11 protein-coding genes and 1 other RNA gene are annotated in these 15,202 nt (G+C 45.4%); 10 read left to right on the top strand and 2 right to left on the bottom strand.

Features of this window, described 5'->3' with window-relative positions; genetic code table 11:
• The 5 genes from AC4MRN_RS13550 to maiA form a co-directional block, all read left to right on the top strand.
• The coding region (locus AC4MRN_RS13550; protein ID WP_491203567.1) for a sigma 54-interacting transcriptional regulator at positions 1–759 on the top strand (759 nt) is incomplete at its 5' end.
• Between the two features lie 200 nt (positions 760–959).
• The gene (gene hppD / locus AC4MRN_RS13545) at positions 960–2,054 is read left to right on the top strand and encodes a 4-hydroxyphenylpyruvate dioxygenase (protein ID WP_491203566.1); all 1,095 of its coding nucleotides are present in this window, start codon (positions 960–962) and stop codon (positions 2,052–2,054) included.
• Positions 2,047–3,177: a homogentisate 1,2-dioxygenase gene (locus tag AC4MRN_RS13540; RefSeq protein WP_491203568.1), complete on the top strand. Its 1,131-nt coding sequence runs from the start codon at positions 2,047–2,049 to the stop codon at positions 3,175–3,177. Before hppD ends, AC4MRN_RS13540 begins: the two co-directional genes overlap by 8 nt.
• A 12-nt stretch (positions 3,178–3,189) precedes the next feature.
• On the top strand, positions 3,190–4,200 hold the full coding sequence (locus tag AC4MRN_RS13535) for a fumarylacetoacetate hydrolase family protein (protein ID WP_255052483.1): 1,011 nt from the start codon (positions 3,190–3,192) through the stop codon (positions 4,198–4,200).
• Positions 4,201–4,259: 59 nt separating this feature from the next.
• Positions 4,260–4,913 carry a maleylacetoacetate isomerase gene (maiA, locus tag AC4MRN_RS13530; protein WP_155016647.1) on the top strand — a complete coding sequence of 218 codons (654 nt, stop codon included), beginning with the start codon at positions 4,260–4,262 and terminating at the stop codon, positions 4,911–4,913.
• Between the two features lie 34 nt (positions 4,914–4,947).
• Here maiA and AC4MRN_RS13525 read toward each other — a convergent pair whose 3' ends face one another.
• Positions 4,948–5,415: an Lrp/AsnC family transcriptional regulator gene (locus AC4MRN_RS13525; RefSeq protein WP_073318938.1), complete on the bottom strand. Its 468-nt coding sequence runs from the start codon at positions 5,413–5,415 to the stop codon at positions 4,948–4,950.
• A gap of 191 nt (positions 5,416–5,606) precedes the next feature.
• On the opposite strand from AC4MRN_RS13525, the gene AC4MRN_RS13520 reads away from it, so the two are divergent.
• The gene (locus tag AC4MRN_RS13520) at positions 5,607–6,665 is read left to right on the top strand and encodes a Glu/Leu/Phe/Val dehydrogenase dimerization domain-containing protein (protein WP_370245868.1); all 1,059 of its coding nucleotides are present in this window, start codon (positions 5,607–5,609) and stop codon (positions 6,663–6,665) included.
• Between the two features lie 67 nt (positions 6,666–6,732).
• An RNA gene (ffs, locus tag AC4MRN_RS13515) (signal recognition particle sRNA small type) lies at positions 6,733–6,829 on the top strand.
• 29 nt (positions 6,830–6,858) lie between these two features.
• On the opposite strand, the gene AC4MRN_RS13510 is transcribed toward ffs, so the two are convergent.
• Positions 6,859–7,134, bottom strand: a complete 276-nt coding sequence (locus tag AC4MRN_RS13510; RefSeq protein WP_073318934.1) for a late competence development ComFB family protein — start codon at positions 7,132–7,134, stop codon at positions 6,859–6,861.
• Between the two features lie 670 nt (positions 7,135–7,804).
• Between AC4MRN_RS13510 and AC4MRN_RS13505 the strand changes: the two genes are divergently transcribed.
• The 3 genes from AC4MRN_RS13505 (at position 7,805) to AC4MRN_RS13495 (ending at position 15,197) form a co-directional block, all read left to right on the top strand.
• Entirely contained in the window at positions 7,805–10,744 is a 2,940-nt protein-coding gene (locus tag AC4MRN_RS13505) for a TonB-dependent receptor (RefSeq protein WP_491203565.1), read from the top strand.
• 715 nt (positions 10,745–11,459) lie between these two features.
• Positions 11,460–14,528, top strand: a complete 3,069-nt coding sequence (locus AC4MRN_RS13500; RefSeq protein WP_073318930.1) for a TonB-dependent receptor domain-containing protein — start codon at positions 11,460–11,462, stop codon at positions 14,526–14,528.
• Between the two features lie 60 nt (positions 14,529–14,588).
• Positions 14,589–15,197: a DUF6445 family protein gene (locus AC4MRN_RS13495; RefSeq protein WP_073320913.1), complete on the top strand. Its 609-nt coding sequence runs from the start codon at positions 14,589–14,591 to the stop codon at positions 15,195–15,197.
• The last annotated feature ends 5 nt before the right edge of the window (positions 15,198–15,202 follow it).

Raw genomic sequence — 15,202 nt, 5'->3', positions numbered from 1 at the left:
CCCGATAACGTGGCTGAAACAGAATTGTTTGGCTATGCAGCGGGTACGTTCAACCAAACCCAGGCCAAAGCGGGGCTGATTGAACAGGCCGCAGGTGGTACTTTGTTACTCGATGAAATCGCCGACATGTCAACCCAACTCCAGGCAAAGCTGTTGCGAGTACTGGAAGATGGTGAGTTTCGCCGTATTGGTGATGTAAATCCGGTAGGCGTTGACGTGAGGTTTATTTGCACCACCTGTCAGGACTTGGGGCAATTAGTAGAAGAAGGTAAATTCCGCAAAGAGCTGTATTACCGGTTAAACGTACTGGGTCTGGTCGTGCCTTCGCTTCGCGAACGTCGCTCAGACATTGTGCCTTTGTCTGAGGCATTTATTCTTCAACATAGTGCCAAGCTTGGACGACGCCCAGCCAAACTCAGTAAGTCGTGTGTGGACTTCCTGCAGCATTACCCTTGGCCTGGTAACGTTAGGCAGTTACAAAATGCTCTGTTTCGCGCTTTGTCATTACTGGATGGAAACGAAATCACCAAAGAAGACATTCAACTGCCCAGTTGTACACCCAGCATGACCTACGTCGATGAAAACTTCGAAGGTACGCTCGATGAGGAAGTGAAGAAGTTTGAGCGTGATTTGCTCAAGAAACTTTATCCGTCGTATCCAAGTACTCGTCAACTGGCGAAAAAGCTGGGGTTAAGTCATACGGCGATCGCCAATAAACTCCGTGAATATGGCATAAACAAAGCCACTGTAAAGCTATAGTTACATTGTTGAAATGCCGACAAAGCCGCGCTGACGGGCTCTGCGCGGCTTTTTTGTGTCTTAAAAAAGGTTTATATCAATCTGTTACTTTATGTTTACAAAAGATGTAAATACAGCTTGCTAATTGTCTGATTGCTAAAGCTTCTGTCGCAGGCTGTTCTCTGATTATATTGTTGCAAACATGTTAATCGGAGACATCAATGACAACGCATTCTAATAACTACAATCCTCTGGGCACTGACGGCTTCGAATTTGTCGAATACACGGCAGCGAATGATGAGGGCATTGAGGCGCTAAAAGCGCTGTTCACTTCACTGGGCTTCGCTGAAGTCGCTGTTCACAAATCCAAGCGTGTATGGCTGTATCGCCAGGGTGATATCAATTTTATTATCAACGCAGAACCCGCATCACAAGCTGAAGAATTTGCGCGCTTGCGCGGGCCGAGCGTGTGCGGCATGGCATTCAGAGTGAAAAACGCCGGGGTAGCCATTGAACATGCCCTGGCCAATGGTGGCAAGCTGTTCCGCGGCAACTTGGGGCCCATGGAGCTGAATATTCCGGCGATTTACGGTATCGGTGAAAGCACGCTTTATTTTGTCGACCGCTATGGCTCAGACAGCATCTACGACGTTGACTTCTCGTTCTATCCCGACTGGCAGGAGCGTGTTGCAAAAGCGGATGCCGGCCTGCAGTTAATCGACCATCTCACACACAACGTGAAACGCGGAAATATGGCGGTATGGGCTGAATTTTACGAGAACATCGGTAACTTCCGTGAAATACGCTACTTCGATATCGAAGGAAAGCTCACCGGATTGGTAAGTAAAGCCATGACATCACCTTGTGGCCGTATTCGCATCCCAATTAACGAGTCGGTTGATGATCACTCTCAGATTGAGGAGTTTATAAAAGCCTACAACGGTGAGGGCATTCAGCACATTGCCTTATCTACCGACGATATCTATAAAACAGTATCAGAGCTGAAAGGGCGCGGGCTGGCCTTTATGGATACTCCAGACACTTATTATGACGCTGTGAATACCCGTATTCCGGGTCACGGTGAATCGATTGATGTGCTTAGGGACTTGCGGATCCTGATTGATGGTGCGCCGGAGCAGGATGGCATTTTGCTTCAAATTTTCACCGACACGGTCATTGGTCCTGTGTTCTTCGAAATCATTCAGCGCAAAGGCAATGAAGGGTTTGGTGAAGGCAACTTTAAAGCCTTGTTCGAGAGCATTGAGCAAGACCAGATTCGTCGCGGTGTATTGAATGCCGAGGGTGACAATGCGTAATCCAGCGCGTTTTCCCATAAAGCAAGGCCTGCATTCCCGGCAGGCTCATGCTGATTTACCTGAGCAGGCACTGTATGAACGCGAAGTAGGACGGGACGGCTTTTTTGGCCCGGCATCTCATATTCATCATAAGCATGCGCCAACAGGTTGGATTGAGTGGGAAGGGGAGCTGCGTCCACGTGCGTTCGACCTGATGCAGCTGAATCAGCTAGCTGAAGGCAACTCGCCGTTTTCGGCTCCGGTTATTTTGCATAACGCCCACTGTCAGTATCGTTTCTGGCATTGTGATGAGCCCATGCAAAAGCTTGCTCGTAACGCAGACGGCGACGATTTGCTCTTCGTACACAAAGGAGAAGGTGACTTCTACTGTGACTATGGTCACTTTGAGGTAACAGAGGGGGATTATGTTGTGATCCCTCGCTCCACTATGTGGCGACTGACGCCTCGCGTGCCAATGCAGTTGCTGATGATCGAAGCAACGGATGACAGTTACCAGTTGCCCGAAAAAGGCCTGGTGGGTAATCACGCTATCTTCGATCCGGCTATGCTTCGCTATCCCGAGATTAACGACCAGTTCTTGGCACAGCAGGATGAAAATACCTGGCAGGTTGAGGTGAAGCGACATCAACGTTTGTCGCGGATTACTTACCCGTTTAATCCACTGGATGCTCAGGGCTGGCATGGTGACCTGACAGTAATGAAAATTAACTGGCGGGATATTCGTCCGTTAATGAGCCATCGCTATCATTTGCCGCCGTCAGCGCATACGACGTTCGTCGCTAAGCGTTTTGTGGTTTGCACATTTGTACCGCGCCCTATCGAAAGCGATCCTGGCGCGCTCAAGGTGCCTTTCTATCACAGTAACGACGATTTTGATGAAGTGTTGTTTTATCACGCGGGTGACTTTTTCAGTCGAGACAACATTGAGGCGGGCATGGTGACGTTCCACCCGGCAGGCTTTACCCACGGGCCTCATCCAAAAGCGTTTGCTGCCGGTCAGGCACATAAGAAAACCTTTACCGACGAAGTTGCTGTCATGCTCGATACCCGCGATGCGCTTGAGATCACGGCAGCAAGTCAGGCTGTAGAAAACGCGGAATACGTGTACAGCTGGAAAGGTTAACAGGAGAACAGAATGAAGTTTGCTACTTATAAGAATGCGCAGCGTGATGGTGAGTTAATGCTGGTGAGCCGCGATTTGACACGAGCAGTGTCGGCGGCGCCGGTTGCGCAAACTCTGCAACAGTTTATCGACAACTGGGATGCACTTCAGGCGCAAATGCAGTCGCGCTATGAGCAGCTCAACAAGGGCGAAATTGCAAGCGAGGCTTTTGACCCGAAACGCTGTCACTCGCCTCTACCACGCGCGTATCATTGGGCCGATGGCAGTGCCTACGTCAATCACGTAGAGCTGGTACGCCGAGCCCGTGGCGCAGAAATTCCAGAGTCATTCTGGACAGATCCGCTGATGTACCAGGGCGGCAGTGACGATTTCATTGGTCCTTACGACGATGTAGTTGTGCCAGATGTCACAATGGGAATCGATTTTGAGGCTGAAATTGCAGTTATCACCGACGATGTACCAATGTGCGTTACAGCAGAACAGGCTGGCAACCACATCAAACTTCTGATGCTGGTAAATGACGTTTCATTGCGCGGATTGATTCCCGGCGAACTGGCAAAAGGGTTTGGATTTTATCAATCCAAGCCGGCCAGTGCCTTTTCCCCGGTAGCAGTGACACCGGATGAGCTGGGTGACAGCTGGATCGATACCAAGGTAAATCTGCCGCTACAGACCCATTACAACAATGAACTGTTTGGTAAACCTAATGCCGGTGTGGACATGACATTTAACTTTGCTCAGTTAGTTGCGCATGCGGCCCGCACCCGGAATCTGGGGGCGGGAACGATAATTGGTTCAGGTACAGTGTCAAATAAACAGGGCACTGATTATGGATCTGCTATAGTTCAGGGAGGGGTAGGTTACTCCTGTATTGCCGAAGTTCGCATGATTGAAACCATCCGTGATGGCAAACCGTCGACCAGTTTTATGGCCAATGGTGACACTGTGCGTATTGAAATGCTCGATGACCAGCAACAAAGTATTTTTGGTGCCATTGAGCAGCGTGTAAGTGTGCTGAACTAACGGCTACCTGCTAACCGGTACCTGCGATTGGCAGGTACCGCACAATTAGGAAATCCATGATGAGTTTGAAGTTATATGGATACTGGCGTTCTTCGGCTACCTACCGGGTCCGCATTGCGCTGAACCTGAAAGGGTTGGAGTACGAATACGTGCCGGTGCACTTAGTTAAAGACGGTGGCGAACAACACCAGGCCGCTTACGATTCGCTGAATCCCTCACATTTAGTCCCCACGTTTGTCGATGATGACGAAGACATTATTCTGAACCAATCACTGAGTATTATTGAATACCTTGATGAGCGTTACCCTGAGCCCTATTCGCTTATCCCGGCTCATGCAGTTGAGCGGGCCAGAGTGAGAGGGCTGGCGCAAGATATTGCTTGTGATATTCAGCCGCTGGCGAACCTGCGTGTTTTGCAGTCACTGTCTAATCAGTATGAGCTATCCAGTGACCAGACTAACGGTTGGTGCAAACACTGGATTGAAAAAGGTTTCGATGGCATAGAGCGTCGACTACAGACTCAGGCAGGACGCTTCTGTTTTGATTTTGATGTCACCATGGCTGACGTTTGTTTGGTGCCACAAGTGTATAACGCGAAGCGGTTTGGTGTTGATATGACACGCTACCCTCTCATATCGCGTATATATGATAATTGCCAGGCGCTAGAAGCGTTTCAGCAGGCAGAGCCAGAAAACCAACCCGACGCACAATAGCGTCGGGACATCATTTTATAGATATAGGGTTTTACTATTGGCTTTTGATGGGTAGCGCCGTTGTGTTCTTCACCTGTTTCAACGCAAAGGTGGAACTTAAGTGATCGACGCAGGGGAGATGCGTGAGCTTGGTTTTGAGAATGTGTTCGTACTCTTCAATACTTTCCACTATCACTTTCAACAGATAGTCTTTCTCGCCGCTGGTGGTGTGGCATTCTACAATTTCGTCGATGGACTGAACGGCTTTTTCAAAGTCGGTAAGTGAATCGCCATCGTGATTTTTCAGCGAGACATAAATAAATACCGACACCCCTAAATTGAGTTTTTTGCCGTTGAGTAAGGTCACTTTGCGAAGGATGATCCCTTCGGCTTCCAGGCGCTTAACCCGACGCCAGCAAGGGGTGTGCGACAAGCCAACCTGTTGGCTGAGATCTGCCATGGAAATCGTGGCATCTTGCTGCAACACACGTAGGATTTCGCGGTCGAATTTATCCAGTTTCATTAAGGTACTCGTGATTTCGCTATTATGATAGTTATTGTGCGTACATTATAATACTAGGATATACATCCTACAAAGCACTGACGAAAAAAATTGCCGTTCTACGCTGTAAATTAAACGGCATAAACTCGCAAAACCTGTCCTCAGTGGTGTGCGCTAGTATAGCGTTTTCTTGTCCAGGAACGGTTTACCCTATGTCTGTTTTTGATCACCCGGAATTTGATAAACATGAACACGTGGCATTTTGCCATGACGAAGCCAGTGGCTTAAAAGCCATTATTGCCATTCACAATACGAACCTTGGCCCGTCATTGGGTGGGTGTCGCATGTGGCCATATCTGAACAGCGCTGAAGCGCTGACTGATGTACTTCGTCTCTCTAAAGGAATGACGTACAAAGCAGCCATGGCAAACCTGAAACAGGGTGGTGGTAAGTCAGTAATCATCGGTGATCCGCGCAAGCATAAAACGGAAGACATGATGAAGGCCATGGGACGTTTTGTTGAAAGTCTCAATGGTCGTTACATCACTGCAGAAGACTCAGGGATTAGCGTTGAAAACCTGCAGGCTATGGCGACACAGTCATCACACATTGCAGGCACGTCGGCGCAGTATAATGCTCTGGGCGAAACGCCAACCGGCAACCCGGCTCCGTCAACGGCATACGGTGTGTTTGTGGGATTAAAAGCCACGGTACAACACGTACTTAAAAGTGACTTAAACGGTGTAAAAGTCGCCATTCAGGGCATGGGACACGTAGGCTATCGTCTGGCAAAGCAATTACATGCCGAAGGGGCCAAGCTTTACGTGGCAGATATTTATCCTGAAGGATTAGCTAAAGCCGAAGCAGAGCTGGGTGCAACGATTGTAGCGCCAGAAGAGATTCTGACTTTACCAGTGGACGTAATAGCACCTTGTGCAATGGGTTCATCCATTAACGATGAGTCGTTGCCTGACATTCAGGCAAAAATTATTGCCGGTGCTGCAAACAACCAGCTCGCAAGGGAGTCACTGGGTACCGCATTAAAAGAAAAAGGCATTGTGTATGCGCCGGATTACGTCATAAATGCGGGTGGTATCATCGATATTTATCACCAGAAGCTGGATGACTCTTCAGACGACGCTATGCGAGCACATATTGCCAAAATTGGCGACACCCTGGTAGAGGTTTACGAACGCGCAGAAGCAGAAAATCGCGCGACGAACCTGGTTGCAAATCAAATTGCTGAGGAACGTTTTACAACTCAGGGTTGAACTTTGCGACACAAGTCGTCATAATGCGCCGCGCTCCTGCAAAGGAGCGCAGGTTTCTATGGTGGGCTCTTGGTCCTCTCGCAATGATACTCTGTGAACCCGGTCAGGCCCGGAAGGGAGCAGCCGCAGCAGACGACTCATGTGCCGGGATGTGGCTGAGAGCCTGCCACCCAAATTCCCAATCCAGCTTTTACTATTCTTCGTCTTTCTTTACGACCTGATCCAGAAACTTAATCGCTTTTTCCACCGCATATTCCACGTTCATCTCCATTTGTTGGCGTTCGCTTTGCGGCAAATAAAATGCCATGTCGACTTCGTATCGAATGTAGCGTGGCGGCACCTGATTTAATGCCAGGCAACACAAATCAGCCAGGTAGTCTGCAGATTTTGTTCGGTCTAGTCCCAGATGTGCAATGCGTTCTAAAACCAGATGCTCGTAATAATTATGGATGTCGTCATCTAACTTCACAGTGTTTTCCTTGTTGTTATGTTCTCTTCATTTATAGCTTGTCTGCAGGGTATGTCGAGTTGATTCCTATAAATCTGAAAAAAATGACATTGAGAATTAATGCGGCACGGGTAAACAGAATATCTTTACAATCAAATGTCACAAGCACCTAACTCCTATATTCATGCCTAAAAAGACAGCCCCGAAGGACAGCTATTGTGACAAAAGCGGCGAAATTCAGAACACTTCAAGAAATAAAATACCAATATATGCGATAAGTGACATTTATGTGAGTTAAGTGGTAATAAATAAGTAATAATTAATTCGTATCTTTACGTTTTATTTGCAATAAAATATTTAATTTTAATGTGTATTATTATATGTATTTTCTGATTTATTTTATGTTTTATATTTGTCTATAATTTTGCTTTCCCCTTTTATAGTATGGATGGTGACTTGCTGAGTTAGCGTTGTTAGCGCTGAAGGATGCTTAACTTTTTACATTTTGTAAATATATGTGTACAAAATTTGGAGGTGGTTGATTCATCATTTTGTATAATTGCTATTGAATAATTTATCGCTATTGACCCCAAACTTATCATGCAGTTATTATCTTGGTGGGGTTCCCCAGTCTAAAAGTCGAGATAAAACGACTTAGTTATTCCAATATTGTGGTCCAGGGAGACAACACATGATAAATATGAAAAAGAGCCTTACTGCGATTAGTATCGCGGTTGGCCTAGGCTTATCTGTTCCAGTATATGCAGATGGCACGACAGGATATATTCAAGGTAATGCGGTTGAAACTTCAGGTGCGAAGTTGAGTAATGCCAGTGTTTCAATTACCAATCTGGAAACCGGTCTGACCCGCTCAGTTGTGACTGATGAAAATGGCGTTTTCCGTTTTCCATTACTACCCCCAGGTAATTATAAAATTGTTGCCGAAAAGGGCGGGTACAAAACAACCATTCAAGAAAGTGTAGCGGTTGGTATCAGTGGTAAAACTAACATCAATATCTCTCTGGCAAGTGAAGATGTTGAAACAATTGAAGTTGTTGGTTCTTCAATTGCAATGGTAGACATTACCAGTTCTACTACAGGTATTGTTGTAGACACGCTTACTTTAGATAAAGTTCCGGTGCCTCGTAATTTGACGTCAGTTGCTTTATTGGCGCCAGGCACAACGCGTGGTGACTCTGCATTCGGTGATTTACCTTCTATCGGTGGTGCATCTGTAGGTGAGAATGCTTATTATGTAAACGGCCTGAACATCACTAACTTCCGTACTGGTGTTGGTTCTAGTGAACCACCATTCGATATGTACGACATGTTTGAAGTAAAAACAGGTGGTTATTCAGCAGAGTTTGGTCGCGTAACTGGTGGTGTTATTAACGCCAAAATTAAGAGCGGTACAAACGAATTCAAGTGGGGCGTAAACGCTTACTATGAGCCTGATTCATTACGCGAAGATCGTCCTTCTTCATATTTTACTTCCAACGACCTTTACAGAATTAACAACGACTTCGACAAGGCAGATTCACTGGATTATAACATCTGGTCGAGCGGTGCATTAATCGAAGATAAATTGTTCTACTATGTATTGGTAAACCCGCGTGATGTTGAACAATCGTACCGTGGTTCTCAATCTATCGTTGATGGTTCCTTATTTGAAAACCGTTACACAGAAAAAGACGACGACACGTTTTGGGTTGCAAAGGTTGACTGGTATGTAACCGAAGACAACATTCTCGAACTTACCGCATTCTCTGATGAAAGAACGACACTGGTATCGACGGGCTTCTTTTATGATGGCGTTGAGGACGGCGAGCCTGCAGTCAGTGAAGAAAACGAAGGTGGCTTAAACGCCAGCGTGAAATGGACAAGTATTCTTACTGACGACTTCTCAGTATCTGCTATGTATGGTATCAACAAGCAAGACCGCACTGTTGGTAGTACATTGGATGCGAACCCAGCTGTTTATTATCGTTATGACAGTACTGCTGCCTTTGTTCCGGCAAATACGTTTGCTAACTTCTCTGTAGAACAAGGTGAAGATGAGCGTGAAGTTTTCCGTGTAGATGCTGACTGGTTTGTTGGTGATCACTCAATTCGTTTTGGTGTGGATTACGAAAAACTGACAGCCACTTCAAATACGATTAACTCTGGTGGTGCATACTACTTGTACTATGTTGACGATAGCACTGATGCAGAAGAAATCTATCAGGTTCGCCATCGTACATACCAGGCGGGTGGTGATTTCGAATCTGAAAACTTTGCATTCTATGTGAATGATCAGTGGCAAGTAACAGATGACCTTGTACTTAACATGGGTATCCGTAACGACTCATTCGAAAACTTCAATGCTAACGGCGAAACCTTTGTTAAACTTGATAACCAATGGGCATTACGCTTAGGTGCTGTTTATGATGTGATGGGCGATGGCGAGTCTAAATTGTGGGCGAGCTACGGTCGTTATTATCTACCAGTTGCTGCAAATACAAACATCCGTTTGGCCGGTGCAGAAACATACATCCAGGAGTACTATGAGTTTGAAGGATTCGCAAACGAAGCTCTTGGTATTCCAAATCTAACTGGTGCTCAAACGCGTCCGGATGATATCTTCGCAAATGGTGAAGCGGCTTCTCCAGAAGCGATTGTAGATAGCAATATGGACTCTATGTACTCAGACGAGTTTATTGCCGGCTATCAATTCCAGCTTACAGACGACTGGAGCATGGCTATCCAAGGTACTTACCGTGAATTGGCTACGACCATTGAAGACGTGGCGATTGATGCGGCGGTTATCACTTGGGCAGAAGAAAATGGTTACGGCGATGTTTCTGACATTTGGACTGGCTTCCACCAATATGTATTAACAAACCCTGGTTCAAATATGCGCATTGCAACTGATGAACTTCCGGGCGCAGAAGGTGAGCTTGTATGGATGGACCTGTCTGCAGAAGATCTAGGCTATCCAGAGTCAATCCGTAAATATGCGTCAGTAGATGTTACTTTTGAAAAAGCATGGGACGGTGTTTGGTTGTTAAACGCAGCATATACTTGGTCACACAGCTGGGGTAACAACGAAGGTTATGTGCGTTCAGACAACGGTCAGGACGATGCGGGTTTGACGACCTTGTTCGACCAACCGGGATTACTTGACGGGGCTTATGGCGATCTGCCTAATGACAGACGTCATCAGTTCAAAGTATTTGGTTCTTATGCTGTAACTGAAAACTTTAACCTTGGTGCAAACCTTCAGTTCTGGACTGGTCGTCCGAAAAATGCATTCGGTTACCACCCTACAGACGTGTTTGCTCAGGCGTACGGTTCTGAGTCATTCTACAAAAACGGTGTTCTGGCTCCACGTGGCTCAGAAGGTCGCACTAACAGCTATTGGAACTTAGATCTTACCGCTTCTTATAATGTAGAAATTGGTGAAGATTACGATCTGACACTCCGTGCAGATATCTTTAACGTTCTTAATAACGACACCGTTACTGAAGTTAATGAAATCTATGATGACGAAGGTGATGTAGCTGGTTCTGGTGCAGTTAACCCGAACTTCGGTTTGCCAACTGCTTGGCAGTCACCTCGTTACGTTCGATTCAGCGTAAACTTCAGATACTAAGAAGTTTGTTAAATTCTGATTAGCGTAAAACAAAAAACCCTCACATCGTGAGGGTTTTTTTTCGTCTTTCAACAATGCAAGTCATCAGTCGTTATTCGAAATTTAACTCGACTAGTGTGCTTGAATTAAATTATTGAGGTTGTGTTCTATATTAGCCTTTGCCAAACATCATCAAGACTGAACTTCGGCTACAAAACAGTCAACGTGACTTAAAGTTCCGTCTTAGATAAAAATAACTCCTTTATATGTGTAAATATATAGTTACACTTCCGTGCAGAATGGCTGACGCCCTATTATAACCTTCATCTATAACGGATATTGAGTCGAACCTAGCTTGGCCAATAGCTTTAGTACCTTGTAAATAAAGGCCCGAGGGTGTTTATGTATTGCAATAATCTTTACTTTTCAAATCTAAAATAAACTTGACTATCTAATTTGTTTGTGGTCGAAAATTGTTAGGTGTAAGGTCGTTTTGTTGGTTTTTTGTTCCATTTATGTGTTTTTTTGTAAAAGTCAAGTAAATATTTGTGCTTAGCGTCTCTTGATAAGCGTAAAAGTAAAAATGCCACTCCGACCACCCAATTAATTGATTGGTTCAAATTTATTTGCTAAAAGAATATGAGCGTACGGTTGGCAAAGATTGTGTAAATGTTTGTAAATCGATGTAACGCTGTTTTTTATATATAAAAAAATTACATTAATCCAGGGGATTACAATGAATAAAAATAACATGTCTAAGCTTTCAAAAAGCGTTAGACTGGCACTACTTTTCGGTACAGTTACGGCGGCGACGCCAGCATTTGCACAAGATGCCGAAAATACTGACGAGACAGAAGGCAAACTTGTAGAGAAAATTGAAGTCACCGGCTCACGTATTTCTCGCATCGACATGGAGCCGACTCAGCTTGTAGATGCTATCGACGACAGCTATATCCGCGACCGCGGTATGACTAATGCAATTACCGCGCTCTTAGACCTGCCTGGCGTTGCTGCGGGTACAACGCCTGAAATTGGTGGTAACACAGCGGCAAGCTCTCAAGGCTTAGGTCAAAACACGATCAGTTTGTACGGTTTGGGATCTCAACGTACGCTGACACTGATTAACGGCAAACGTTTTATTTCCAGTAACTCACCTGTTGGTGGCGGCAGTGCGCCGGGAGCGCAGGTTGACGTTAACAATATTCCTGTATCATTGATTGATCGCGTTGAAGTCATGAAGGTAGGTGGTGCACCTGTATACGGCGCCGATGCCGTCGCCGGTGTAGTTAACTATATTCTGAAGCGCGATTATGAAGGTTTTGAAATTTCCTACGACTACACTTATCAGGATGGTATTTCAAGTGACCAGTCTGTACGTACTTTATTAGGCGGAAACTTCGACGGTGGCCGTGGTAACGTAACGGTAGCCTTCGAATATAACGAACAAGACAATATTGCAGCATTCAGAGTTCCAAGTCTCGCCAATGACTGGAGTAGCTTCACTCCATTCCCTGAAAATGGTGTACCAAATGCAGACGGTGAAATCCCTGTAAACCAGGTACGTTTGGTTCCAAACCCTCGAGCAGGCATTCTGTCAAATTCAGGTTTGATCACTCCGGGTTCACTGGGGCTGACGAACTATGGAATTGGCGCATGGGATGGGAACTTCATTCAGTTTAATCCTGATGGCTCCGGTACAATCGTTCCTTACGATCCGGGTATCGCACAAGATAATGCTGTTTGGGCTTCAGGCGGTGATGGCCTAAATCTGGGCGAAGCAAATACAGCTCGTGAAGGCTTCGAGCGATATAACCTGACAGTACTCGGTAGCTATAAAATTACCGATGACGTGAATTTAGACGTTTCATTTTTTGCGAACCGTTCAGATGCGTCTAACCAAGGTTATCAAGCAGTTCAGTACAGCTCCGGTGCTTTCCAGTATGACGGGGCCGCGCTAAAATTTTCTACAGACAACCCATTCCTTGTGGACAGCGCTCGTGAAACGCTGGAAGGTTATCTGGGTGGACCTGGTGAATTCTACATGCACAAAGCATGGGTAAATTTGGGTCAACGTCAAATCATTAACGAATCTAATGTTTACAGTGCAAACGCCGAGTTAAACGGTGAGTTTGAGCTGGACGATAAATTCTTTGATTGGTCGGTTGGGTACCAGAAAGGTATCAGCACTATCTATTCACAAAGACAGAGTCTTGATACAGCTAAGTGGCTTAATGCTATGGACGTAGGTATCAACCCCGAAACTGGTGAAGTTGATTGTCGTTACAATTATGATCCGGATTTCGAAGGTGGATTTGTTCCATCAGGTAGTGGTGTAGCAGCGTTTGAAAATGTGCTTGGCCCTGTTGGAGACTGTGCGCCTTTGAACCCTTTCGGTTCGATTACCGATGCAGCAGCTTCTTACGTATTGTATAACGACCAAGGCCAAAGCCGAGTAGAACAGTCAATGTTCTATGCGTACCTTTCTGGTGAAATCGCTGAACTTCCAGCTGGTCCTTTAGCCTTTGCAACTGGTTACGAGCGTCGTATTGAATCTGCCGAGTTCCGTCCTGACGGTACAGCAACAATTTTAGGTTTTGCACCAAATGCGACTGCGGGTTCATATAAGACTGAAGATACTTATGCAGAGATAAGCGTGCCTGTTTTCTCTGAAGACATGGATATTCCTGTATTCTACTCTCTGAGTCTTGATGCATCTTATCGTAAAATTGATAATTCTCGCTCTGGCTCGGATGATGTTTGGGCATTAGGCTTGAATTGGCGTCCAATTGAAGACGTTATGATTCGTGGTAATATCGCCGAAACAGTCCGTGCACCAGCTGTAACTGAGTTGTTCCTGCCAGTAGTAGAAACAAGTTCATTTGCTACAGACCCTTGTGATAACCGTAACATTGGTGATGGTCCTAACCCTTCAGTACGTGAAGCTAACTGTCGCGCAGACGGTATTCCTGAAGGCTTCCTGAGTGAGATACAAAATGCGTCTCGTCGGGGCTTTACAGGTGGAAATGCAACGCTGAATAACGAACAGGCAGAAAGTGTTAACTACGGTATCGTTTATACGCCAAGTTGGGCTGAAGGTCTTGATTTGTCAATCGACTTTATCAAAATTGATATTTCTGATGCGATTGTTGAATTCTCGATTACAGACATTCTGAATGCCTGTTACGATGCGACTGACTTCCCGAATTCTTTCTGTAGTCAGTTTAACCGTATGGAAAATGGCCAGTTCCCTGGTGTTAACGCATTTACATCTGGTTATGTGAACGCAGCATTACGTAATTTCGAAGGTATCGAATACGCTGTTAACTATCGCAATGAACTTTCAGACTATCCGCTGGTGGGAAGTTTCTTCGGTGAAGGCAGTGGTGATCTGAACTGGTCATTACGTGCATTCAAGCAGCGTAAAAACGAAATTTCAAACACTGGTTTCGACTTTACAGACGATACTGGTCAGTGGAATGATCCAGACCTGACAGCTAACCTACAAGTTTCTTATTCTGTAGGTGACTTGTTTGCGTTTGTTGACTTCAACTATACCGCAGAAACAGAGCGTAACGTTGAGCAGACAGAACCGCTACAGTATATTGATCAAAATGGTAATCCGTACACTAAAGTGCCTTCTCGCATGTTAATTGATGTGGGTGCGACTTATCAGTTAACGGAAAATATTTTGATGCGTGCAAGTGTTCAAAATGCAACAGACTGGTATCCAAACCCAATCGAAATTTCAATTGGACGCTATACCTATGGAAGAACTTACAATGTAGGTTTCACCGCCAACTTCTAACGTACTGTTATTAAGTGATAAACGGGCTTCTTTATGAAGCCCTTTTTTTTCGGAGCAAATATGTATCAGACCCTTGTGGTTATTGACGACTTTTTGGACATTGCGGACGAGATTCGTTCCAGAGCATTGGCTATGGATTATCCGGTACTACCAGGAGAACAGTATTTTCCAGGTAGAAACTCAGCCGAATCATTACGTATCCAGGGGATGGACGAGTTAATTAGCAGAATTGTAGGAGAACCCTTGCAGCCAGCGGAAGGTACCAGCCATGGAAAATTCAGATTGGCGCTAGAGGGGGAAAGAGGCAAAGGCGGTGTGCATATCGACAACTGTGATTGGTCAGGTATTTTGTATCTGTCAAAAGACAAAGATTGTCAGGGAGGGACAGATTTTTATCGGCACAATCAGTTGAACAGTGATAGAGCTCCTTTAACGAAGCAAGATCTAGTAAAAATGGGATTGGATAACTTCGAATCTTTCTGGAAAAACATAATGCAACGAGACAATGTTGATTATGCAAAGTGGACATTAACGACACATATACCTATGCGCTATAATCGTTTAATTCTATTCAGACCATGGCTGTTTCACGATGCAGGTAAAAGTTTCGGTAATACGCCTGAAAATGGTCGTTTGATTTATCCGCTATTTTATCGAAGAGCTAATTAGCACAG

This window comes from Marisediminitalea sp. (genome assembly GCF_984433645.1).
This window is presented reverse-complemented; position numbering and strand designations above follow the sequence as displayed.

Excerpts from the sequence above, each read along its gene's own strand:
- hppD (WP_491203566.1), top strand. The coding sequence starts at position 960 with ATGACAACGCATTCTAATAACTACAATCCTCTGGGCACTGACGGCTTC.
- AC4MRN_RS13540 (WP_491203568.1), top strand. The coding sequence starts at position 2,047 with ATGCGTAATCCAGCGCGTTTTCCCATAAAGCAAGGCCTGCATTCCCGG.
- AC4MRN_RS13535 (WP_255052483.1), top strand. The coding sequence starts at position 3,190 with ATGAAGTTTGCTACTTATAAGAATGCGCAGCGTGATGGTGAGTTAATG.
- maiA (WP_155016647.1), top strand. The coding sequence starts at position 4,260 with ATGAGTTTGAAGTTATATGGATACTGGCGTTCTTCGGCTACCTACCGG.
- AC4MRN_RS13525 (WP_073318938.1), bottom strand. The coding sequence starts at position 5,415 with ATGAAACTGGATAAATTCGACCGCGAAATCCTACGTGTGTTGCAGCAA.
- AC4MRN_RS13520 (WP_370245868.1), top strand. The coding sequence starts at position 5,607 with ATGTCTGTTTTTGATCACCCGGAATTTGATAAACATGAACACGTGGCA.
- AC4MRN_RS13505 (WP_491203565.1), top strand. The coding sequence starts at position 7,805 with ATGATAAATATGAAAAAGAGCCTTACTGCGATTAGTATCGCGGTTGGC.
- AC4MRN_RS13500 (WP_073318930.1), top strand. The coding sequence starts at position 11,460 with ATGAATAAAAATAACATGTCTAAGCTTTCAAAAAGCGTTAGACTGGCA.
- AC4MRN_RS13495 (WP_073320913.1), top strand. The coding sequence starts at position 14,589 with ATGTATCAGACCCTTGTGGTTATTGACGACTTTTTGGACATTGCGGAC.